The 21,438-nt window shown below is 65.3% G+C and carries 18 protein-coding genes; 4 read left to right on the forward strand and 14 right to left on the reverse strand.

The window, feature by feature from the left end; genetic code table 11:
- Positions 1 to 73: 73 nt before the first annotated feature.
- Complete coding sequence (gene msbA / locus DFR43_RS05630) at positions 74 to 1,849, forward strand: lipid A export permease/ATP-binding protein MsbA (RefSeq protein ID WP_133596517.1); 1,776 nt, start codon at positions 74 to 76, stop codon at positions 1,847 to 1,849.
- On the opposite strand, the gene rng is transcribed toward msbA, so the two are convergent.
- From rng to DFR43_RS05670, 8 genes are read right to left on the reverse strand one after another with little or no spacing between them, the layout of a single operon-like run.
- Positions 1,850 to 3,376, reverse strand: coding sequence for a ribonuclease G (gene rng / locus DFR43_RS05635; protein WP_133596519.1), 1,527 nt, complete (start codon positions 3,374 to 3,376; stop codon positions 1,850 to 1,852). It abuts the gene before it with no gap.
- Between the two features lie 19 nt (positions 3,377 to 3,395).
- Entirely contained in the window at positions 3,396 to 4,019 is a 624-nt protein-coding gene (locus tag DFR43_RS05640; protein WP_133596521.1) for a Maf family protein, read from the reverse strand.
- A gap of 6 nt (positions 4,020 to 4,025) precedes the next feature.
- Entirely contained in the window at positions 4,026 to 4,493 is a 468-nt protein-coding gene (rlmH, locus tag DFR43_RS05645) for a 23S rRNA (pseudouridine(1915)-N(3))-methyltransferase RlmH (protein ID WP_133596523.1), read from the reverse strand.
- Positions 4,490 to 5,200, reverse strand: a complete 711-nt coding sequence (gene rsfS, locus DFR43_RS05650) for a ribosome silencing factor (protein ID WP_133596525.1) — start codon at positions 5,198 to 5,200, stop codon at positions 4,490 to 4,492. The genes rlmH and rsfS overlap by 4 nt, the downstream gene beginning before the upstream one ends.
- Entirely contained in the window at positions 5,197 to 5,826 is a 630-nt protein-coding gene (nadD, locus tag DFR43_RS05655) for a nicotinate (nicotinamide) nucleotide adenylyltransferase (RefSeq protein WP_133596528.1), read from the reverse strand. The genes rsfS and nadD overlap by 4 nt, the downstream gene beginning before the upstream one ends.
- Positions 5,827 to 5,834: 8 nt before the next feature.
- A complete protein-coding gene (gene hemF, locus DFR43_RS05660) occupies positions 5,835 to 6,755 on the reverse strand; it encodes an oxygen-dependent coproporphyrinogen oxidase (RefSeq protein ID WP_133596530.1) in 921 nt (306 codons plus the stop codon).
- Positions 6,752 to 8,032 (reverse strand): phosphoribosylamine--glycine ligase, encoded by a 1,281-nt coding sequence (gene purD, locus DFR43_RS05665; protein ID WP_133596726.1) that lies wholly within the window; start codon positions 8,030 to 8,032, stop codon positions 6,752 to 6,754. The genes hemF and purD overlap by 4 nt, the downstream gene beginning before the upstream one ends.
- Before the next feature lie 8 nt (positions 8,033 to 8,040).
- Complete coding sequence (locus DFR43_RS05670) at positions 8,041 to 8,766, reverse strand: YebC/PmpR family DNA-binding transcriptional regulator (RefSeq protein ID WP_133596532.1); 726 nt, start codon at positions 8,764 to 8,766, stop codon at positions 8,041 to 8,043.
- A 219-nt stretch (positions 8,767 to 8,985) separates the two neighbouring features.
- Here DFR43_RS05670 and DFR43_RS05675 point away from each other — a divergent pair, with 219 nt between their 5' ends.
- A complete protein-coding gene (locus DFR43_RS05675) occupies positions 8,986 to 11,589 on the forward strand; it encodes a sensor domain-containing protein (RefSeq protein WP_164499707.1) in 2,604 nt (867 codons plus the stop codon).
- Here the strand turns inward: DFR43_RS05675 and sbcB are convergent.
- Entirely contained in the window at positions 11,559 to 13,016 is a 1,458-nt protein-coding gene (gene sbcB, locus DFR43_RS05680; protein WP_133596536.1) for an exodeoxyribonuclease I, read from the reverse strand. The two genes, DFR43_RS05675 and sbcB, sit on opposite strands and share 31 nt — an antisense overlap.
- A gap of 70 nt (positions 13,017 to 13,086) precedes the next feature.
- Here sbcB and DFR43_RS05685 point away from each other — a divergent pair, with 70 nt between their 5' ends.
- Positions 13,087 to 13,431, forward strand: a complete 345-nt coding sequence (locus DFR43_RS05685; protein ID WP_211338607.1) for an MliC family protein — start codon at positions 13,087 to 13,089, stop codon at positions 13,429 to 13,431.
- Positions 13,432 to 13,478: 47 nt separating this feature from the next.
- Here DFR43_RS05685 and clpA read toward each other — a convergent pair whose 3' ends face one another.
- The 4 genes from clpA to icd all read right to left on the reverse strand — a co-directional run bounded on the left by clpA (position 13,479) and on the right by icd (position 20,171).
- Positions 13,479 to 15,824, reverse strand: coding sequence for an ATP-dependent Clp protease ATP-binding subunit ClpA (gene clpA / locus DFR43_RS05690; RefSeq protein WP_133596538.1), 2,346 nt, complete (start codon positions 15,822 to 15,824; stop codon positions 13,479 to 13,481).
- Positions 15,825 to 15,902: 78 nt separating this feature from the next.
- Positions 15,903 to 16,250, reverse strand: a complete 348-nt coding sequence (clpS, locus tag DFR43_RS05695; RefSeq protein WP_133596540.1) for an ATP-dependent Clp protease adapter ClpS — start codon at positions 16,248 to 16,250, stop codon at positions 15,903 to 15,905.
- Positions 16,251 to 16,425: 175 nt separating this feature from the next.
- Positions 16,426 to 18,663, reverse strand: coding sequence for an NADP-dependent isocitrate dehydrogenase (locus DFR43_RS05700; protein ID WP_133596542.1), 2,238 nt, complete (start codon positions 18,661 to 18,663; stop codon positions 16,426 to 16,428).
- Between the two features lie 254 nt (positions 18,664 to 18,917).
- Positions 18,918 to 20,171 carry an NADP-dependent isocitrate dehydrogenase gene (gene icd / locus DFR43_RS05705; RefSeq protein WP_133596544.1) on the reverse strand — a complete coding sequence of 418 codons (1,254 nt, stop codon included), beginning with the start codon at positions 20,169 to 20,171 and terminating at the stop codon, positions 18,918 to 18,920.
- A 104-nt stretch (positions 20,172 to 20,275) separates the two neighbouring features.
- Here icd and DFR43_RS05710 point away from each other — a divergent pair, with 104 nt between their 5' ends.
- Positions 20,276 to 20,773, forward strand: a complete 498-nt coding sequence (locus tag DFR43_RS05710; RefSeq protein ID WP_245988846.1) for a DUF192 domain-containing protein — start codon at positions 20,276 to 20,278, stop codon at positions 20,771 to 20,773.
- 24 nt (positions 20,774 to 20,797) lie between these two features.
- On the opposite strand, the gene DFR43_RS05715 is transcribed toward DFR43_RS05710, so the two are convergent.
- Positions 20,798 to 21,430 carry a dioxygenase family protein gene (locus tag DFR43_RS05715; RefSeq protein ID WP_133596548.1) on the reverse strand — a complete coding sequence of 211 codons (633 nt, stop codon included), beginning with the start codon at positions 21,428 to 21,430 and terminating at the stop codon, positions 20,798 to 20,800.
- Positions 21,431 to 21,438 lie beyond the last annotated feature (8 nt).

The following is a 21,438-nucleotide window of genomic DNA, read 5'->3' on the forward strand; positions in this document are numbered from 1 at the left end:
CCCTGCCACTGGGGCAGGATTTTGTAAAAAGTTCCTGGGCGACTTGTAACCACTTTTTTCATTCCTCGACGGCTTGCGCACCTTGACCGAAAACGCCTCCTCATCGCCTTTGGCCCGCCAACCCCTGCTTTTCCGCCTGCGCCGCCTGTGGCCCTATTTCCGGGGCGCCCAGGGCGGCATTGGGTTGGCATTCCTGGGGGCTTTGGTGGCTGCCGCCACCGAGCCGGCCATCCCCGCCTTGCTCAAGTTGCTGCTCGATGAAGGCTTCGTGGCCGATGCGTTTCCCATCTGGCTGGTGCCGGTGGCCTTGATGGGGCTGTTCGTGATCCGGGGGGTGGCCACTTTCGTGGCCAAGTACGCGCTGAACTACACCGCCGCCGGCGGCATGGTGGCGCTGCGACAGGCGATGTTTGCCCGGCTCAATGACGCGGACATGCGCTTGTTCGCCGACCAAAGCGCGAGCAAGCTGTCCAACACACTCGTCTATGAGGTGCAGACCGGCTCCACCCTGCTCGTCAACAGCCTGCTGACCCTGGTGCGCGACGTGCTGACCATCGTGGCGCTGTTGGGCTATCTGCTGTACCTGAACTGGCAGCTCACCCTGATCGTGCTGGCGCTGTTTCCGGCGCTGGCCTGGGTCATTCGGGAGCTGTCGCGGCGGCTGCACCGCATCACGCGCAGCAGCCAGCAGGCCACGGACGAGTTGGCCTATGTGGTGGAAGAAAACGTCCTGGCCCATCGCATGGTGCGGCTGCACGGCGCGCAAAGCCAGCAGGCGCGCCGTTTCGAGGGCCTCAGCCAGATGCTGCGGCGGCTGTCGCTCAAATCCACCATCGCCGCCGCCGCGATGACGCCGCTGACCCAATTGCTCGCCGCCGGTGCTCTGTCGGCCGTCATCAGCGTGGCGCTGTGGCAAAGCAGCACGAGCGGGGTGACGGTGGGCAGCTTTGTCGGCTTCGTCACCGCCATGCTGATGCTCATAACCCCGCTGCGGCAGCTTGCCGATCTGGCCGGCCCCATCACCCGCGGCGTGGCCGCGCTGGAGCGGGCCTTGGAACTGATCGAGCACACCCCTACCCAGACCGGCGGGAGCCATCGGGCCGAAGCCCGCGGCCATCTGCAGTGGCACAACGTCTGGGTGCGCTACGACGGGCAGGAGCAAGCGGCGCTGCGCGGCGTGACACTGGACATTGCGCCGGGCGAAGTGGTGGCGCTGGTGGGGCCGTCGGGGTCGGGGAAAACCACGCTGGCCAACCTGCTGCCGCGGTTCGTCGAGGCCAGCGACGGCGTGGTCTGCCTCGATGGCGTGCCCCTGCCCGAATGGGATCTGGCCTGCCTGCGGCGCCAGTTTGCCATGGTCAGCCAGGATGTGGTGATGTTCAACGACTCGCTGGCGGCCAACGTGGCCTTGGGCGCCGAACTCGACGCAGCCCGCGTGATGGCGGCCCTGCGTTCAGCGAATCTGGGCGAGCTGGTGGACAGTCTGCCCGATGGCATCCACACGCCGGTGGGGCACAACGCGGCGCAGCTCTCCGGCGGCCAACGGCAACGCCTGGCGATTGCCCGCGCGATCTACAAGGACGCGCCCATTCTCATCCTCGATGAAGCCACCTCGGCGCTGGACAACGAATCCGAGCGGCTGGTGCAAGACGCGCTGAACCGGCTCATGCGCGGCCGCACGACGCTGGTGATTGCGCACCGGCTGTCCACCATCGAACACGCCGACCGGGTGGTGGTGCTGGTGCAGGGGCAAATTGCCGAACAAGGCACCCATGCCGAACTGCTGGCCGCCCAAGGCGTGTATGCCCGCCTGCATGCCCAGAGTCAGGGGGGCGTGCTGGCCGAGTGATCACAGCAGCACGATGTCGTATTGCTCCTGCGTCATGGAGCTTTCGCTTTGCAGTGAAATCGGCTTGCCGATGAAGTCGCTCAACCCAGCCAGGTGGGCGCTTTCTTCGTCCAGGAACAGCTCGATGACTTGCGGGGCGGCCACCACGCGAAATTCGCGCGGATTGAAGGCCCGCGCCTCGCGCAAGATTTCGCGCAGGATGTCGTAACACACGCTGCGGGCCGTCTTCACATGCCCCTTGCCCCCACAGGACGGGCAAGGCTCGCTGAGCATCTGCATGAGCGACTCCCGCGTGCGCTTGCGCGTCATCTCCACCAGCCCCAGCTGCGAAAACCCGCCTACCATGGTCTTGACCCGGTCCCGGGCGAGTTGTTTGCGGAATTCGGCCAAGACCGCTTCGCGGTGGTCTTCGCGCACCATGTCGATGAAGTCCACGATGACGATGCCGCCCAGGTTGCGCAGCCGCAGTTGCCGGGCAATGGCCTGCGCCGCCTCCAGGTTGGTGCGAAAGACGGTGTCGTCGAAATTGCGCGCCCCCACATAGCCGCCGGTATTGACGTCGATGGTGGTCAAGGCCTCGGTCTGGTCGATCACCAGATAGCCGCCCGACTTCAAATCCACCCGCCGCCCCAAGGCGCGGGCAATGTCCTCGTCGATGTGGTAGAGGTCGAAAATCGGTCGCTCACCTTTGTAGTGGGCAATGCGATCGACCGTGCTGGGCATGTATTCACGCGCAAAACTTTGCAGCAAGGCAAATTGCTCGCGCGAATCGACCTGGATGGACTGGGTCTCGGCGCTGACCAGGTCCCGCAGCACGCGCTGCATGAGCGTGAGGTCCTGGTACAGCAGGGTGGCAGGCGGTTGGCGGGTGGCCGCCGCCTTGATATGGGCCCAGGTCTTGCGCAAGTAGGCGATGTCTTCGGCCAGTTCCTCGTCGCTGGCGTCTTCGGCGTTGGTGCGCAAAATGAAGCCGCCCCCGCCCTCGGCCGTCAGGGCCAGCAGGCGCTGGCGCAGCGCCTCGCGCTGGGCATGGGGAATTTTTTGCGACACGCCGATGTGCTTGTCCTGCGGCAAAAAGACCAACAGCCGCCCTGCGATGCTGATCTGCGCCGTCAGCCGCGCCCCCTTGGTGCCGATCGGGTCCTTGAGCACTTGGACCATCAGGGCCTGCCCCTCGAAGATTTGCCGCTCGATGGGCTGCACAGCCGCCGGAGCGCTGACGGCAGGCGCCCCATCGGCGGCAGGCTGGCCACTGGCCACCAACGGCGCTTTGTCTTTGCCGGCATGGCGGGCCGTGATGTTGGGCAACAAGTCGGCCACGTGCAAGAACGCGGCACGATCCAACCCAATGTCGATGAACGCTGACTGCATCCCGGGCAGCACCCGCGAAACTTTGCCCAGATAGATGTTGCCCACCAGCCCGCGCTCCAGCGTGCGCTCGATGTGGACTTCCTGAACCGCGCCCTGCTCGACCACCGCCACGCGGGTTTCCTGGGGGGCCCAGTTGATGAGGATGTCTTGTGCCATGGCTTGCATTACAACAGACCTAAAGCAGCCGCAGCCCCGCCGCGCGCAGCAGCTGCGCCGTCTCGTAGGCGGGCAGCCCGACGATGCCGCTGTGGCTGCCCCGGATGCGCTTGACGAACAGCCCCGCTGCGCCCTGGATGGCATAGGCGCCGGCCTTGCCCATGGGCTCGCCACTGTCCACATAGCGCCGGATGTCGGCGGCAGACCATGGGCCGAATTCGACTTCGGAGCGGCTCAATGCCTGCCACACCTGCCCCCGATGGGCCAGCGCCACCGCCGTCAGCACCTGATGCCGCTGGCCCGAGAGCGCTTGCAACATGCGCCGTGCATCGGCTTTGGAGGCGGGCTTGCCCAGAATCTGGCGCCCCAGCGCCACCGTGGTGTCGGCGCACAGCACCGGCCCGTCAGGCCAGCCCCGGCGCTGCAAACGGGCCAGGGCCGCGTCGAGCTTGTGGCGCGTGACGCGCTGCACATACCGCGATGGCCATTCCCGTGGCCGGACCGCCTCCAACGCTTCGGCGTCCTCGTCGGCGTCAGGCAACAGCAATTCGGCACGGATGCCCCATTGGGCCAAGAGCTCGCGCCGACGTGGGCTTTGCGAGGCGAGATACACCCAAGGCGAATCGGCGGACAGCGCAAGCATGCGTATTCATTCCCGGTGATAGGGGTGGTTGGCATTGATGGACCAAGCGCGATAGAGCTGCTCGATCAGCAGCACGCGGGCCAGCGCATGGGGCAAGGTCATGTCCGAGAGGCGAATGCGCTGGTGCGCCGCGGCCTTGAATCCCGCATCCAGCCCGTCCGGCCCCCCGATGACCAATGCCACATCATCACCGCCCTGTTGCCATTGCCGCAGGTGCTGCGCCAAAGCCATGGTGGTCAGCGCCGTGCCCCGCTCGTCCAAGGCCACGATCCTCGCCCCCTTCGGCACGGCGGCTTCGATGCGACCGCGCTCTGCCGCGAGCAAGGCATCCAGCGCCTTGCTGCCACGGGGCTCGGTTTTGACGGTGCGGGTCTCGACCCGGCAGTCGGGGGGAAAGCGCTTGGCGTAGTCGTCGTAAGCGGTTTGGGCCCAGTCAGGCATGCGCTGCCCGACTGCGACGATCACGAGCTTCATGCCTTGGGCTTGCGGGCGGGCGCCTTCTTGGCTGCGGCTTGGGAAGCGGCGGGCTTCTTGGCCGCCACCCCCACCTTGACCACCTTGACTGGCGCGCTGCGTGCCGCCCCAGTGGTTTTGCCCGCGGCCCGGCTCGCGGTCTGGCGGGCCGGTGCCTTGCGGGCCTCTGGCTTGGCGGCTTTGGCCGGCTTGGCTGAAGACGGTGGCGCCGCCTGCGACGCGGCGGCCGTCTTGCGGGCTTTTTTCGTCGCAACGGCCACCGCTTCGGTTTCGGCCTTGACGGCGCGGGGCTGGCGAGCCGGCTTGGCCACCGCCTCAGACGGCTGGGCCACCTTGGCCTTGCCCGCCTGCTTGATGCGCACGGGTTTCTCGCCCCAGATGTCCTCCAGCCGGTAGTACTGGCGGATGTTGGGCTGCATCACATGCACCACCGCCTGGCCGCAATCGACGATGATCCATTCGCCATTTTCCTCGCCTTCGGTGCGGGGCTTGTCGAAGCCGGCTTCACGCACGGCGTCACGCACGCTGGCGGCCAGCGCCTTGGTCTGCCGGTTGGAGGTGCCGCTGGCAATGATGACCCGCTCGAACAGTGGCGACAGCGCCTCGGTGTTGAACACCTGGATGTCCTGGGCCTTGACGTCTTCCAGGCCATCGACGATGGCGCGTTGGAGTTTCTGGATCTGCTTTTTGGCGGCGGTTTCGCTCATGTAGGCGTTTCGTAAAGGTGGTGTTCGGAAATATAACGCGCAACGCCCGCAGGCACCAGCACGTCCAGATCGGGGTGCCGGCGGCTGCGACCGTGCACATGGGCCCGGATGGCGGTCGAGCTGGTGGGATGCAAAGGCATGTGCAAGCGCTCGAAAGGAATGTCCACGGCGCTGAGGTCGAGTTCGACCGCTTGCGACGGGTCGGCATCGGCAGCCAGATGCATGGGCCGATTGGCCACGGCCAGGGTGGCGTGGCGCAGCACCTCCTCCCAGCGGCTCCAGGTCTTGAACGCCAGCAACTGATCGGCCCCCAGCACCAGATAGAGATGGGCGCCGGGATACTCGGCGGCGAGTTCCTTCAAGGTATCGGCCGTGTAGGAAGGACCGGCACGCTGAATTTCGCGTGGATCGATACACACCCGCGGCAAGTCACCAAAGGCGGCCTCGCACATGGCCAGCCGGTGCGCCGCCGGCGAAAGCACGCGCGATTTGTGCCACGCATGCCCGGTGGGCATGACATGCAGCGCGTGCAGATCGAGCTGCGCCAGGGCGGCCTCGGCCAGCGCCCGGTGCGCCCAGTGGGGCGGATCGAAAGCCCCGCCAAACATGCCCACGCGCGTGGTCATCGCACCGTTCACAGCCAGTCCCGACGGACCAGGAATTCGTGCACCAGCCGGTACTCGGGCGTGCCGGGTTGTGGACGCTCGTTGTAGGCCCAACGCACCAGCGGCGGCATGGACAGCAGAATGGACTCGGTGCGCCCGCCCGACTGCAGCCCGAAGTGCGTGCCCCGGTCCCACACCAGATTGAACTCCACATAGCGGCCGCGGCGGTACAGCTGGAACTGCCGTTCGCGCTCGCCATAGGGCATGTCCACACGGCGGCGCACGATGGGCAAATAGGCATGCAAGAAGGCATCGCCGACCGCCTGCGTCATGGCAAAGCCGCCGTCGAAGCCGAGTTCGGAAAAATCGTCGTAAAACACGCCGCCGATGCCCCGCTGCTCTTGCCGGTGGCGGTTGCAGAAGTAGTCGTCGCACCAGGCCTTGAAACGGGGGTATTTGTCGCTACCGAAGGGGGCCAGGGCTTCGGCGCAAGTGCGGTGGAAGTGGACCGCGTCCTCCTCGAAGCCGTAGTAAGGCGTCAGATCCATGCCACCGCCAAACCAGCTCACCGGGTCGCCACCACCGACGGGCGTGGCGGTGATCATGCGCACGTTCATGTGAACGGTGGGCACATAAGGGTTGCGCGGGTGAAACACCAGCGACACCCCCAGCGCCTCGAACGGCGCGCCGGCCAGTTCGGGGCGGTGCTGGGTGGCTGAAGGGGGCAGCTTCGGCCCGCTGACGTGCGAAAACCCGCAGCCTGCGCGCTCGAACACGGCGCCATCCTCCAGGATCTGGGTGATGCCGTTGCCTTGCAGCGCCTCCCCTGGGGCTTTTTCCCAGGCGTCAGACAGAAAAGCCTGACCGTCGATCTCGGAAATGGCCGACGTGATGCGCTGCTGCAAACCCAGCAGGTATTCACGCATGGCCAGAACGTGGGTGTGGATCATGGCTGGAGGGCCCGAAAGCCGATGTCGGTACGGTACTGCATGCCATCGAAAGCCACCTGGGCCACGGCGGCATACGCTTTGCGCCGGGCTTCGACCACGTCTGCCCCCAAGGCCGTGACACACAGCACCCGGCCACCGGCAGTGACGAGTTGCCCGCCCTGCATCGCGGTGCCGGCGTGGAACGTGATGACGTCGGCGCCGTCGGGCGGCAAGGCGGTGATGGCGTCGCCCTTGCGCGGCGTCAGCGGATAGCCCGGGGCGGCCACCACCACGCCCAGGGCGACACGTTCGTCCCACTGGAGCGTGATTTCATGCAGCCGCTGCTCGGTGGCGGCCAGCAGCACCTCGGCCAAATCGCTTTGCAGACGCATCAGGATGGGCTGGGTCTCCGGGTCGCCCATGCGGCAATTGAACTCCAGCGTCTTGACCGATCCGCCGGGCTCGATCATCAAGCCGGCGTACAGGAAACCGGTGTAGGGAACGCCGTCGGCCGCCATGCCGCGCACAGTGGGCAAAATGACTTCTTCCATCGCCCGGCGATGCACCTCAGCCGTGACCACGGGCGCCGGCGAATAAGCGCCCATGCCCCCGGTGTTGGGGCCACGGTCGCCGTCGAGCAGGCGTTTGTGGTCCTGGCTGGTGGCCAGGGCGGTCACGGTCTGGCCATCGCACAACACAATGAAGCTGGCTTCCTCGCCTTGCAGGAAAGACTCGATCACCACACGGGCGCCGCCTTCGTTGTGCGCCACGCCCAAGGTGTTGTCCACCAGCATGAAGTCGATGGCTTCGTGGGCTTCGGCCAGCGTCATGGCCACCACCACGCCTTTGCCCGCGGCCAGCCCGTCGGCCTTGACGACGATGGGCGCCCCGACCCGGTCCACGTAGGCATGCGCCTGGGCCGGATCGGAAAACGTCTCGTAGGCCGCGGTGGGAATGCCGTGGCGCTGCATGAAGGCCTTGGAGAAGGCCTTGGAGCTTTCCAGCTGAGCCGCCGCCTTCGTCGGGCCAAAAATGCGCAGCCCGTGGGCGCGGAACTCGTCCACCACGCCCGCGGCCAGCGGGGCTTCGGGGCCCACCACCGTCAGGCCAATGCCCTGGGCCTGGGCCCATTCGCGCAGCGCCCGCACGTCGGTGATGTCCACATTGGTCAGTTGCGGGTCGCGGGCCGTGCCGCCGTTGCCGGGCGCCACGAACACCTGCGCCACCCGGGGGGACTGCTTGAGCTTCCAGGCCAGCGCATGCTCGCGCCCGCCGCCGCCCACCACCAGCACCTTGATTGTGTCGGTCATTCGTTGATTTCCGCGTTATGGAAGACGTTTTGCACGTCGTCCAGGTCTTCCAGCACGTCCAGCAGCTTCTGCATGCGGGCCGCGTCTTCGCCGCTGAGGGCGATGGTGTTGTCGGCACGCATCGTCACCTCGGCCACTTCGGGCTTCAGGCCGGCGGCCTCCAGCGCGTTTTTCACGGCCTCGAAGTCGCCCGGGGCGGTGATGACTTCGATGGCGCCATCGTCATCGGTGATCACGTCTTGCGCGCCGGCCTCCAGGGCCACTTCCATGACGCGGTCTTCCGACGTGCCGGGGGCGAAAATCATCTGCCCGCAATGCTTGAATTGGAAAGCCACAGAGCCCTCGGTGCCCAGGTTGCCGCCGTGCTTGCTGAAGGCATGGCGCACTTCGGCCACGGTGCGCACGCGGTTGTCGGTCATGCAATCGACGATCACGGCCGCCCCGCCGATCCCATAGCCTTCGTAGCGCACTTCCTCGTAGTTCGCGCCTTCCAGGTTGCCCGTGGCCTTGTCGATGTTGCGCTTGATGGTGTCGGCCGGCATGTTGGCCGCCTTGGCCTTTTCAATGGCCAGGCGCAGCCGGGGGTTGGCGGCGGGTTCGCCACCGCCTTGACGCGCGGCCACCATGATTTCGCGCACCACGCGCGTCCAGATGCGCTGACGCTTTTCGTCCTGCCGCCCCTTGCGGTGCTGGATGTTGGCCCACTTGGAATGCCCTGCCATGTCTGCCCTCGAATTGTCCGGATGCGTTTCAAACGGTTGTCACAAAGCCGGAATTGTACGTTTTGGCCTTGCGAACCCGGCTTTCCGCCCACGCCGCGCCCTTTGCCGGGGTCCAGCCGTGCGTGTTCTAGGGAGTTTCCCCAGCCAGGGCCTGGGCAAGCCTTGGCTTCGTATACTGATGACCATATTACCGAAGCCAACACGGGACAGGAGACACGAATGTTCGACCCGCTGAGCGCCGCCGGGCTGCTGTTGGCCGTGATCGCCACGGGAGGCTGGTGGCACGAGCGGCGGCAGCGGCGGCGTGCCGAGGCGCGGATGCTGCCGGAGCGGCAACGTTTCTCCGAATTGCTGGAGCGCCTGGGTATCGGGCATTGGATCCGCGACCTGGAAACACAGGAAATGTGGTGGTCCAGCAGTTTCCGGCGCCAGCACGGCATGGCAGAGGACCTTCCGGCCCATCGGCGCCACATGCTCGATATCCTCCACCCCGATGACCGCGCCACCTTTGCCGAGCGGCTGGGCGCGGCCTACGCGCAGGGCGAAGGGGAAACCACCTACCGCTCCATCGCCGACGATGGTGCCGTGCGTCACCATGTGGTGCGGATTGCGGTGGCCACCGACCCGGAAACCGGCCATCGCCTGGCCTACGGTTTCAACCTGGACATCACCGAGCATGTACAGTTGCAGCGCACCCTGCAGGAGCGCACCGCCTATCTGGAGGCCATCGTCGGCCATCTGCCGATGGGGCTGAGCGTTTTCGACGATCAGCTGCGCCTGAAGGTATGGAACGCCGAATTCACCAAAGTGCTGGACTTGCCCGCCGATCTGGTGCGCGAAGGCGTGGACTTCAGCGAACTCATCCGCGTGCCCGCGCAACGCGGCGAATATGGCGAAGGCGATATCGAAGCCATGGTGCGCCAGCGCCGGGAACTGGCCTTGCGCTTTCAGGCCCACCGCTTCGAACGCACACGGCCCAACGGGCGCACCCACCTGGTGATTGGCGAACCCATTTTGCACGAGGGCCAGGTCACCGGCTTCGTCACCACCTACACCGACATCACTGAGCAGAAGCTCGAGCGCGAGCGACTGGAACAGACCTCCGACCGGCTGCGGACCCTCATCGAGCACATCCCGGCCGGGGTGACGATGGTGGATCGCCAGCTCCAAATCGTGGCCTGGAACGACCGGCTGCGCGAGTTGCTCGACATCCCGGAGGAACTGTTCCGCCAGCCCGTGGTGTCGCTGGAATCCATGTTCCGCTTCAACGTCATGCGTGGGGAATACGGCCCGTGCGAAGACCCCGAAGCGATGGTGCAGGCCTTGCTGGATCGCGCACGCGATTTTCAGCCCCACGCCTTCGAGCGCACCCGCCCCAACGGCCGCGTGCTCTACATCCAAGGACAACCACTGGCCACAGGCGGATTCGTCACGGTCTATACCGACGTCACCGAGCAAAAACACCACGAAGCCGAAGTGGAGCGCCTCGCCCGCACCGACCCGCTCACCGGCCTGGATCACCGGGGCGCTTTCACCATCGGCCTGCGCCAGGCGCTGGCCCAGGCCGAGCGGCATGGCGGCCAGATGGCGGTCCTGTTCATCGACATGGACCGTTTCAAGGCGATCAACGACTCACTCGGTCACGAAGTGGGCGACGTGGTGCTGATCGAGATGGCGCGTCGGCTGCGCGAACGGCTGCGGCAAAGCGACATCGTGGCCCGCATCGGTGGTGACGAATTCGTCGTTGCCCTCACCGGCATCGAAGCCGGCCTGGATGCGGCCCAAGTGGCCACGCAGTTGCTGCAAGCCCTCAGCGCGCCCTACGACACCCCACGCGGGCCCGTGCACCTGTCGCCCTCCATTGGCATTGCGCTCTATCCACAAGACGGCCTGGAGGAAAACGAATTGTTGCGTCTGGCCGATCTGGCCATGTACCACGTCAAAAATGAAGGGGGCGCGGGCTACCGCTTCTACGCCCCCGACATGAACGAGGCGGTCATCCGGCGCATCGAGTTCGAGCACCGGCTGCGCGCCGCGCTTCAAGCCCATCAGCTCGAACTGCACTACCAGCCCATTCACCGCCTCAGCGACGGCCTCCCTCTGCTGGGCTTCGAGGCGTTGCTGCGTTGGCCACAGGGCGATGGTCGTTACATCCCACCCGACCAGTTCATCCCCATCGCGGAAGAGTCGGACCTGATCGAACATCTGGGCCTTTGGGTCTGCCAGCAAGTGGCCCGGCAAAGCCGGCTCTGGCGCGAACAGGGGCTGCAGCCCACCACAGAGGCGTGGCGCATCGGCATCAACCTCTCGGCGCGGCAATTCGACCGCGCCGACCTGGTGGACCGACTGGCAAGCTGCTTTGCCCAGGAAGGGCTGGGGCTCGATGGCGTGACCTTCGAGATCACCGAAGGCGCGATGATGCGCGACCCGCAGCGCGCCGAACAGCAACTCCAGACCTTGCGCAGCCACGGCGCGCAATGCGCGGTCGATGACTTCGGCACCGGCTATTCCTCGCTGAGCTATCTGCGGCACTTCGCCATCGACCACCTGAAAATCGACAAATCGTTCGTGCATGCGCTCAGCCCCCATCCGGACGATCTGGCCATCATCAGCGCGGCCATCGGGCTGGCCCATCAACTGGGGCACCAGACCGTGGCCGAAGGGGTGGAAACCGTGGAACAACTCGCCTGTCTGCAGCGCTTGGGCTGCGACGCGGTTCAGGGCTACCTGCTCAGCCGGCCCATGCAGGCCGCCGAGGTGCCTGGCTACCTGGAGCGGGTCGCCCGCGGCGATCACCAGCCTTCGGTCAGGCTCTCGGCATAGTCGTACAGCGCCGACAGGATGGCCTCGGCGCGCTCATCGCCCCGGGCGGCGGCGTCTTCGGCCAAGGCATCGATGCGCTCGAACAAGCGCTGCACGGTCAACGCCCCGCCCTGCCCGCGCAGCAAACGGTCCTGGCAATGCGCCAACCACTGCTGGCGCTGCGCATCGCTGAGCGTTTCGGGGAAGTGGCGTGCGCGGTAGCGAAACACCAGAGTGGGCAGGCGGGGGTCGTCGAAGGTGGCCTTGTCCCATGCCGGATCGGCCGGCGCGGCGGCCCGCAGATGGTCCAGGCGACGACGATCCGCCTCCTGGAGGAAGCCGCCGTAGAGGTCCTGCTCCGGGTCATCGGCCTCGCGCGGAGACGAGCGCTCGAACACCTCCGCCCAGATGGCGCTCATGTCCGGCAGTGCCGCGGCATGGGCGGCGTGGCTGAGGCACTGCGCCATGTCGATGCCCCACCGCTCGGCCAGGGCGGGCCGCAAGGTGCGCAATTGACTCACCACCATGGGCGACTTGTTCAAGTGCACGCTCTTGATCGGCAAGCGTTGCACCCCGGCGGGCAAATCCTCCTGCCGGGTGAACAGGCGTTGCCGGATGGCGGCCGCGTCCAGATCGGCCAGTTCCCGGGGGTCGAAAGACAAATCCCAAGCCAGCAACTCGTTGCGGTTCATGGGATGGGTGGCCAGCGGCCACATCACGGCCAGGCAGCCGCGCTCGGGCGCGAACATGCCCGACACATGCAAAAACGGCCGGGCATCGCCCACGGTTACCGGCAACCCGAGTTCGGCAGCCACCCGCTCCTTGCGATGCAAGCTCAGCGCGAACTCGAACAGCCGGGGATGGTGCTGACGAATCAGCCGAGCCACCGCGATGGTGGCGCGAACGTCTGACAAGGCATCGTGCGCGGCTTCGTGCGCCAGCCCATTGGCGCGCGCCAGGTCTTCGAGGCGAAAGCTGGGGCGGCCATCGGCCTTTTTCGGCCACTCGATGCCCTCCGGCCGCAAGGCATAGGACAGCCGCACCACATCCAGCAAGTCCCAGCGCCCACAGCCGTTCTGCCACTCGCGGGCATACGGGTCCATCAGGTTGCGCCAGAAGAGAAAGCGGGTGAACTCGTCGTCGAAACGGATGGTGTTGTAACCGACGCCGATGGTGCCCGGACGGGCCAACTCGGCCTCGATCCGGGCGGCAAACGCCCGCTCAGGCACGCCATGCGCCATGCACCACTGGGGCGTGATGCCGGTGATCAGGCAGCTCTGCGGATCGGGTAAATAGTCGGCCGATGGTTGGCAATAGAGCATCACCGGCTCGCCCACCTCGTTGAGATCGGCATCGGTGCGGATGGCGGCGAACTGGGCCGGGCGGTCGAGCCGGGGATGGGCACCAAAGGTTTCGTAGTCGTGCCAAAGAAAGGTATGGGCGCTCATGCCCTCCATTACACCCCAATCGGCAGGGAAACCCATGCCGAGGGGCAGCCCGCAATGCTATGCTTTGACCATGAAAACCGCCCTGCCACTGACCTCCGCCCTGTTGCTGGCCGCCTGCCAGACCGCCACGCTGGAACCACTGCCCCCGCCGCCGCCCGGCATGCAGCCGGTACCGATGACGCGCGCCCTCTACAGCTGCGCCGACGGCCAGACCATCGAAATGCGTTTTTTCCCAGAACAAGGCGTCGGCGTGCTGATCCGGCACGGACAAAACCACGAGCTGCAACAACAACCCGCCGCTTCGGGCTTCCATTACACCAATGGCCCGATCGGCGTGCGCGGCCAAGGCGATGCGCTGACGCTCGAAATCGGGCGGATGGCGCCCATCGCCTGTCAGGTCAGGGTCAGGGGCTGACCCTCATCCGCCCCGCCACGTCGGCGCGGTGCTGCATCCATCGGGCATCAATCGGCCGTGGCTTCCTCGGGCTCGGCCGGCTCCGCCTTGGAGGGACGCTCCTTCTTGGCCAATGGCTGGATGTCCAGTTTGACTTCGGGCTTGTCTTCCACGGCGGTGTCGATGTCCACCGTCAAACGCCCACCTTCGGTCAGGCGGCCAAAGAGCAACTCGTCGGCCAGCGCGCGGCGGATCGTGTCCTGAATGAGCCGCTGCATGGGCCGCGCTCCCATGAGGGGATCGAAACCCTTCTTGGCCAGATAGCGCCGCAGCGCGTCGGTGAAGGTGACTTCCACCTTCTTCTCGGCGAGCTGCTGCTCCAGTTGCAGCAGGAATTTGTCCACCACGCGCAGGATGATCTGCTCATCCAGCGCCTTGAAGCTGACGATCGCATCGAGCCGGTTGCGGAACTCCGGCGTGAACAGGCGCTTGATGTCGGCCATCTCGTCGCCGGCCTGGCGTTCGGTGGTAAAGCCGATCGTGGCCTTGTTCATGGTCTCGGCGCCAGCGTTCGTCGTCATGATGATGATGACATTGCGGAAGTCGGCCTTGCGCCCGTTGTTGTCGGTCAGCGTGCCGTGGTCCATCACCTGCAGCAGCACGTTGAAGATGTCCGGGTGGGCCTTTTCGATCTCGTCGAGCAACAGCACGCAATGCGGCTTCTTGGTGACGGCCTCGGTCAGCAGGCCGCCCTGGTCGAAGCCGACATAGCCCGGCGGCGCGCCGATGAGGCGGCTGACGGCGTGGCGCTCCATGTACTCGGACATGTCGAAGCGGATCAGCTCGATGCCCAGGATGTAGGCCAACTGCCGTGCCGCCTCCGTCTTGCCCACGCCGGTGGGGCCGCTGAAGAGGAAGGCGCCGATCGGCTTGTCGGGCTTGCCCAGACCGGAGCGCGACATCTTCACCGCCGAGGCCAACACCTCCAGCGCTTTGTCCTGCCCAAACACCACGGCCTTCAAGTCGCGCTCCAGGGTTTGCAGCTTGCTGCGATCATCGCTGGAGACGCTGGCCGGCGGGATGCGGGCGATCTTGGCCACGATTTCTTCGATCTCGGCCTTGCCGATGGTCTTCTTGCGCTTGGACGGTACCTGGATGCGCTGGGCAGCGCCGGCTTCGTCGATCACGTCGATGGCCTTGTCGGGCAGGTGGCGGTCGTTGATGTACTTGGCACTCAACTCGGCGGCCGCCTGCAGGGCCGCGTGGGCGTATTTCACGCTGTGGTGCTCCTCGAAACGGCTCTTGAGCCCTTTGAGGATGTCCACCGTCTGTTCCACCGTGGGTTCGAGCACATCCACCTTCTGGAAGCGGCGGCTCAGCGCAGCATCTTTCTCGAAAATGCCGCGGTACTCGGTGAAGGTGGTGGCGCCAATGCACTTGAGCTGGCCGCTGGACAGCGCGGGCTTGAGCAGGTTGGAAGCGTCCAAGGTGCCACCGGAGGCCGCGCCTGCGCCGATGAGGGTGTGGATCTCGTCGATGAACAGGATGGCGTTGGGCTTGTCCTTGAGCGTCTTGAGCACCCCTTTCAAGCGTTGCTCGAAATCGCCCCGGTACTTGGTGCCGGCCAGCAAGGCACCCATGTCCAGCGAATACACCGTGGCATCGGCCAGGATCTCGGGCACGTCTTTCTGGACGATGCGCCAAGCCAGCCCTTCGGCAATCGCCGTCTTGCCGACGCCAGCCTCGCCCACCAGCAGCGGGTTGTTCTTGCGGCGGCGGCACAGGATCTGGATGACGCGCTCCACCTCATACTCGCGGCCGATGAGCGGATCGATCTTGCCGTCCTTGGCGGCCTGGTTCAGATTCAGGGTGAACTGCTCCAGCGGCGAAGCCTTCTCATGGCTGCCACGGGTTTCAGGCGCCTCCTCCTGGTCAGCGGCCCCGCCCTCGCTGGGCTTGGACGGCTCGGGCGGATCGCTCTTGCGGATGCCGTGCGCGATGTAGTTGACCACGTCCAAGCGCGTCACGCCCTGCTGGTGCAGGTAGTACACGGCGTGGGAGTCCTTTTCGCCGAAGATAGCCACCAGCACATTGGCGCCCGTGACTTCTTTCTTGCCATTGCCCGTGCTCTGCACGTGCATGATGGCGCGCTGGATGACGCGCTGAAAACCCAAGGTGGGCTGGGTGTCCACCTCCTCGGTGCCGGCGACCTGCGGCGTGTTGTCTTTGATGAAATTGGTCAACGATTTGCGCAAATCGTCGATGTTGGCGGAGCAGGCACGCAGCACCTCGGCGGCGCTGGGGTTGTCCAGCAAGGCGAGCAGCAGGTGCTCGACGGTGATGAATTCGTGCCGTTGTTGCCGGGCCTCCACAAAGGCCATGTGCAAGCTGACTTCAAGTTCCTGGGCAATCATGGGGCACTTCCTTAAAACGAGTCTCTAATTTACCGCGATTCCAGCCGCTGGTCTGTTGCAAATGGGGCAATTCCGGCCTTATTCAACGGGTTCACTGAGACATTGCAGCGGATGCCCGTGATGCCGCGCCGCCTGCAGCACCTGCTCCACCTTGGTGGTGGCCAGGTCGCGGGTGAACACGCCGCACACCCCTCGCCCTTCGATATGGATCTTGAGCATGATCTGGGTGGCGGTCTCGCGGTCCTTGTTGAAGTACTCCTGCAGCACCAGCACCACGAACTCCATGGGGGTGAAGTCGTCGTTGAGCAGGACGACCTGGTACATCTTGGGCGGCTCGACGCGCTGGCTTTGGCGTTCGAGCACGACCGCATCGTCCCCGGCGGGGACTTGGGGGGTCAGATCGGGTTGTCGAGGGGTCGTTGCCATGGTATTTCGATTCTAGCGATTGCGCCCTGTTCCTGCAGCAGCCCTTGCCCCGCGCCCACCATGAAAATGGCCACCTCGCCCCTCAGGGCGGGTGGCCAAACGTGGCTGAAGGGCCGGCACGATGTCGGCGCCTGACGCAGCCGCCCTGCCGGAGCGCAGACGGCGGCCTGGCGCGTCAGGCCGTCAGCGCCTCCAGCGCCTGGTTGAAGGTGGCGCTGGGCCGCATCACCTGGGCGAGCTTCTGCGGGTCGGGCATGTAGTAGCCGCCGATGTCCACCGGCCGCCCCTGCACGGCGTTGAGCTCCTCGACGATGCGCTGCTCGTTGGCCGCCAGCGTCTGTGCCAGGGGCGCAAACTTGGCGGCCAGCTCGGCGTCTTCGGTCTGGGCGGCCAGCGCCTCGGCCCAGTACAGGGCAAGGTAGAACTGGCTGCCGCGGTTGTCGAGCTGCCCGGTTTTGGGGCTGGGCGACTTGTTGTTGTCCAGCAGCTTGCCGGTGGCCGCATCGAGCGTCTTGGCCAGCAGCTTGGCGCGGGGATTGTTGTTCTTGATGCCCAGATCCTCCAGCGAGACGGCCAACGCCAGAAACTCGCCCAGCGAATCCCAGCGCAGATGGTTTTCCTCCACCAACTGCTGCACGTGCTTCGGCGCCGAGCCGCCGGCGCCCGTCTCGTACATGCCGCCGCCAGCCATCAGCGGCACGATGGACAGCATCTTGGCGCTGGTGCCCAGTTCCATGATGGGGAACAGGTCGGTCAGGTAGTCGCGCAGGATGTTGCCGGTGGCGCTGATGGTGTCCAGCCCGCGGATGACGCGCTCCAGCGTGTAGCGCATGGCACGCACCTGGCTCATGATCTGGATGTCCAGGCCGGTGGTGTCGTGCTCGTGCAGGTACATCTTGACCTTGGTGATGAGCTGGGCTTCGTGCGGGCGATAGGGGTCGAGCCAGAACACGACCGGCATGCCCGAGTGCCGCGCCCGGTTGACCGCCAGCTTGACCCAGTCGCGAATGGCGGCGTCCTTGACCTGGCACATGCGCCAGATGTCGCCTTGCTCCACGTTCTGGCTCATCAGCACTTCGCCGGTGTCCAGGTCGGTGATGTTGGCCACGCCGTCTTCCGGGATCTCGAAGGTTTTGTCGTGGCTGCCGTACTCCTCGGCCTGCTGGGCCATGAGGCCGACGTTGGGCACGGTGCCCATGGTGCGGGGATCGAACGCGCCGTGCCACTTGCAGAAGTTGATCATCTCCTGGTAGATGCGGGCGAAGGTGGATTCGGGCATGACGGCCTTGACGTCTTTCAGGCGCCCGTCGGCCCCGTACATCTTGCCGCCGTTGCGGATCATGGCTGGCATGGACGCGTCCACGATGATGTCGTTGGGCGAATGGAAGTTGGTGATGCCTTTGGCCGAATCCACCATCGCCAGCTCGGGGCGATGCTCGTGGCAGGCGTGCAGATCGCGCTTGATTTCTTCCTGCAAGCTCTGCGGCAAGGTGGCGATTTTGTTGTAGAGGTCCACCATGCCGTTGTTGACGTTGACGCCCAGCTCATCAAACAGCTTGCCGTGCTTGGCGAAGGCGTCTTTGTAGAAGATCTTGACGCAGTGGCCGAACACGATGGGGTGAGAGACCTTCATCATGGTGGCCTTGACGTGCAGCGAGAACATCACGCCGGTCTTGTAGGCGTCTTCGATCTGCTTTTCATAGAACTCCAGCAGCGCCTTCTTGCTCATGAACATGCTGTCGATGACCTCGCGGTCCTGCAGCTGCACCTCGGGCTTGAGCACGATGGCCTGGCCACTGCGGGTGATCAGCTCCATCTTGACGCGCCGCGGACGATCCAGCGTCATGGATTTTTCGCCGTGATAGAAGTCGCCATGGTGCATGTGCGAGACGTGCGTGCGCGACGCCTGACTCCATTCGCCCATGTGGTGGGGGTGCTTGCGGGCGTATTCCTTGACGGCCTTGGGCGCGCGGCGGTCGGAGTTGCCCTCGCGCAGCACCGGGTTGACGGCCGAGCCCAGGCACTTGCCGTAGCGGCGCTTGATCTCGCGCTCCTCGTCCGTCTTGGGGTTTTCCGGGTAATCGGGCACGGCATAGCCCTTGGCTTGCAGCTCTTTGATGGCCGCCACCAGTTGCGCCACGGATGCGCTGATGTTGGGCAGCTTGATGATGTTGGCATCGGGCTGCAGGGTCTTTTTGCCCAGCTCGGCCAAGGTGTTGGGCACGCGCTGGTCCTCGCGCAGGAAGTCGGGGAATTCGCCCAGGATTCGGGCGGCCACCGAGATGTCGGCTTCGCTGACGGCGATGCCGGCCGGCTCGGTGAAAGCGCGGACGATGGGCAGGAAAGACGCGGTGGCCAGACGGGGGGCTTCGTCGGTCAGCGTGTAGATGATGTTCGCTGGATGGGCAGACATGGGCCTTCCTTGTGAGAGGGGTTGCAACGATGAGTCGGCCTGCAGATGCGTCACGACGGCCATCGGACCCCTGAAAACGGGAAAGCGCCTTGCAGACTTTCACATAGCAAAAAATACTTTTGCACTGTGCTCGGCCGTTATTATGGGTCATATATAAGATATAGGAGCAGATACCCGACCAACGGACAAGAAAAAAGCCGAGGGCGCAGGCCGCTCGGCTGTTGGGAAAAGGCCCTGGGGCGAGGCCCGTCGGGTCACATGTGGTCGATCATCACCTGGCCAAAGCCCGAGCACGAGACCTGCTCCGCGCCCTCCATCAGGCGGGCAAAGTCGTAGGTCACCTTCTTCGACTGGATGGCGCGCTCCATCGACACGATGATGAGGTCGGCGGCCTCCTTCCAGCCCATGTGGCGCAGCATCATTTCGGCCGACAGGATTTCGGACCCGGGGTTGACGTAGTCCTTGCCGGCGTACTTGGGCGCGGTGCCGTGCGTGGCTTCGAAGCACGCCACCGAGTCGGACAGGTTGGCCCCGGGCGCGATGCCAATGCCGCCCACCTGCGCCGCCAACGCGTCGGAGATGTAGTCGCCGTTGAGGTTGAGCGTGGCGATCACCGAGTACTCGGCCGGACGCAGCAGGATCTGCTGCAGGAACGCGTCGGCGATCGAGTCTTTGATGATGATGTCTTTGCCCGTTTTGGGGTTGGTGAACTTGCACCACGGGCCGCCGTCGATCTCCACCGCGCCGAACTCACGCTTGGCCAGCGCGTAGCCCCAGTCACGGAAGGCGCCTTCGGTGTACTTCATGATGTTGCCCTTGTGCACAAGCGTCACGCTGGGCTTGTCGTTGTCGATCGCGTACTGGATGGCTTTGCGCACCAGGCGCTCGGTGCCTTCCTGGCTGACCGGCTTGATGCCGATGCCCGACGTCTCGGGGAAGCGGATCTTCGTCACGCCCAGCTCCTCTTGCAGGAACTTGATCAGCTTTTTGGCCTTGTCGCTCTGGGCGGGGTATTCGATGCCAGCGTAGATATCTTCGGAGTTTTCGCGGAAGATGACCATGTCGGTCTTTTCCGGCTCCTTCAGCGGGCTGGGCACGCCCTTGAAATACTGCACCGGGCGCAGACAGACGTAGAGGTCCAGTTCCTGGCGCAGCGCCACGTTGAGCGAGCGGATGCCGCCGCCGACCGGCGTGGTCAGCGGGCCTTTGATGGAGACGACATACTCCTTCAAGGCGGCGAGGGTTTCCTCGGGCAGCCAGACGTCGGGGCCATAGACGCGGGTGGATTTCTCGCCCGCGTACACCTCCATCCAGTGGATCTTGCGCTTGCCGCCGTAGGCTTTGGCCACGGCGGCATCGACCACCTTCAGCATCACGGGGGTGATGTCCACGCCGGTGCCATCGCCTTCGATATAGGGGATGATGGGCTCGTCCGGCACGTTGAGCGACATGTCGGGGTTGACGGTGATTTTTTGGCCTTGGGCAGGCACGCGGATGTGCTGGTACATAGGGAACCGGTCTCCTGGTGATGGCATGAAATCGGAAACTAGGCGGGGTGGTTTAGCATCTGCCTGTCAAGGCATCCCCGTTCGGAAAATTCTAGCCACAAAACATGCACCGACCTGACACGCACATGGCGCCACGGCGCCGCCTTTGGCTCGCACGGCTCGGCGCCGCCCTGGGTCTGGCGCTGACCCTGGGATGGCTGACGCCCGCGCTGTCCCAGCAGCCACAGCTCCATCTGCCGCGGGTGCAATTGCAAGCCGGCATGCATCTGATCAACGCGCAAGTGGCCAGCACGCACCAGCAGCGGGCCATCGGCTTGATGTGGCGGCGGGACATGGCTCCCAACGAAGGCATGCTGTTCATCTTCGAAGAGCCGCAGCGGCAGTGCTTCTGGATGATGAACACCTATCTACCCCTGACGGCAGCCTTCATCGAGGATGACGGCACCATCGTGAACCTGGCCGACATGCAGCCGCTGACGACCGATTCGCATTGCTCGGCCAAGCCCGTGCGTTTCGTGCTGGAAATGCATCAGGGCTGGTTTGCCCGGCGCGGCATTCAGCCAGGGGACCGCTTGCGCGGCGAGGTGTTCAGGCCGCGATGAGGGGCCGGGGCCACGGGGCAGGGCTCAAGCCACCACCACGATCGGGAAGCGGGCCCGCACGTCCGGCCCGTCGGCCACGAAAGGTACGGTCAGGGCGCGCCGGCCCTCGGGGCTGAGACGGCGCCAGAGCAAGTCGCGCTCATTGCCGGGGTCGCCCTCGACGTAGAGCTGGGTGGTCAGCAGTTCGTGGGGCCCGCGGCGAACCTTGAAGTGGATGTGCGGCGTGCGGCCACTGTAGCGCGCCGGGCGGATGGTGCGAAAGCGGTAAGCGCCATCGCGCCCCACCTGCATGCGGCCAAAGCCCTGAAACGCCGGGTCTGCCCGAGCGCCATCGCCCGGGTGGTGGTAGCGCCCGTCCTCGTCGCATTGCCAGATTTCCACCACGGCACCGGAGATGGGTTGCCCATCGACGTCCACCACCGTGCCTTCCACCCAGGCGGGTTGGCCACGGCGATACACCAGGGAACCGTTGCGCAGCAGGTCGGCGTCGTGGTCATCGGGCAAGCGCACGGGATAGAACGGCCCTTCGGTCTGGCTGGGGGTGGGGACAAGCGGCCGGGCGGCACGGACGGGTCGCACGCCCAACGGCGTGGCCAGCGCCACAGCCGCCGCCGCGGCACCCGTGATCAGGAGATGTCGGCGAGCAGGCTGGATCATGAGAACTC

The organism is Tepidicella xavieri (genome assembly GCF_004363315.1).
Classification (GTDB): domain Bacteria; phylum Pseudomonadota; class Gammaproteobacteria; order Burkholderiales; family Burkholderiaceae_C; genus Tepidicella; species Tepidicella xavieri.

Bases quoted from the DNA above. Each gene is read 5' to 3' on its own strand.
- rng (WP_133596519.1), bottom strand. From the start codon at position 3,376: ATGGCACAAGACATCCTCATCAACTGGGCCCCCCAGGAAACCCGCGTG.
- DFR43_RS05640 (WP_133596521.1), bottom strand. From the start codon at position 4,019: ATGCTTGCGCTGTCCGCCGATTCGCCTTGGGTGTATCTCGCCTCGCAA.
- rlmH (WP_133596523.1), bottom strand. From the start codon at position 4,493: ATGAAGCTCGTGATCGTCGCAGTCGGGCAGCGCATGCCTGACTGGGCC.
- rsfS (WP_133596525.1), bottom strand. From the start codon at position 5,200: ATGAGCGAAACCGCCGCCAAAAAGCAGATCCAGAAACTCCAACGCGCC.
- nadD (WP_133596528.1), bottom strand. From the start codon at position 5,826: ATGACCACGCGCGTGGGCATGTTTGGCGGGGCTTTCGATCCGCCCCAC.
- hemF (WP_133596530.1), bottom strand. From the start codon at position 6,755: ATGATCCACACCCACGTTCTGGCCATGCGTGAATACCTGCTGGGTTTG.
- DFR43_RS05670 (WP_133596532.1), bottom strand. From the start codon at position 8,766: ATGGCAGGGCATTCCAAGTGGGCCAACATCCAGCACCGCAAGGGGCGG.
- DFR43_RS05675 (WP_164499707.1), top strand. From the start codon at position 8,986: ATGTTCGACCCGCTGAGCGCCGCCGGGCTGCTGTTGGCCGTGATCGCC.
- sbcB (WP_133596536.1), bottom strand. From the start codon at position 13,016: ATGAGCGCCCATACCTTTCTTTGGCACGACTACGAAACCTTTGGTGCC.
- DFR43_RS05685 (WP_211338607.1), top strand. From the start codon at position 13,087: ATGAAAACCGCCCTGCCACTGACCTCCGCCCTGTTGCTGGCCGCCTGC.
- clpA (WP_133596538.1), bottom strand. From the start codon at position 15,824: ATGATTGCCCAGGAACTTGAAGTCAGCTTGCACATGGCCTTTGTGGAG.
- clpS (WP_133596540.1), bottom strand. From the start codon at position 16,250: ATGGCAACGACCCCTCGACAACCCGATCTGACCCCCCAAGTCCCCGCC.
- DFR43_RS05700 (WP_133596542.1), bottom strand. From the start codon at position 18,663: ATGTCTGCCCATCCAGCGAACATCATCTACACGCTGACCGACGAAGCC.
- icd (WP_133596544.1), bottom strand. From the start codon at position 20,171: ATGTACCAGCACATCCGCGTGCCTGCCCAAGGCCAAAAAATCACCGTC.
- DFR43_RS05710 (WP_245988846.1), top strand. From the start codon at position 20,276: ATGCACCGACCTGACACGCACATGGCGCCACGGCGCCGCCTTTGGCTC.
- DFR43_RS05715 (WP_133596548.1), bottom strand. From the start codon at position 21,430: ATGATCCAGCCTGCTCGCCGACATCTCCTGATCACGGGTGCCGCGGCG.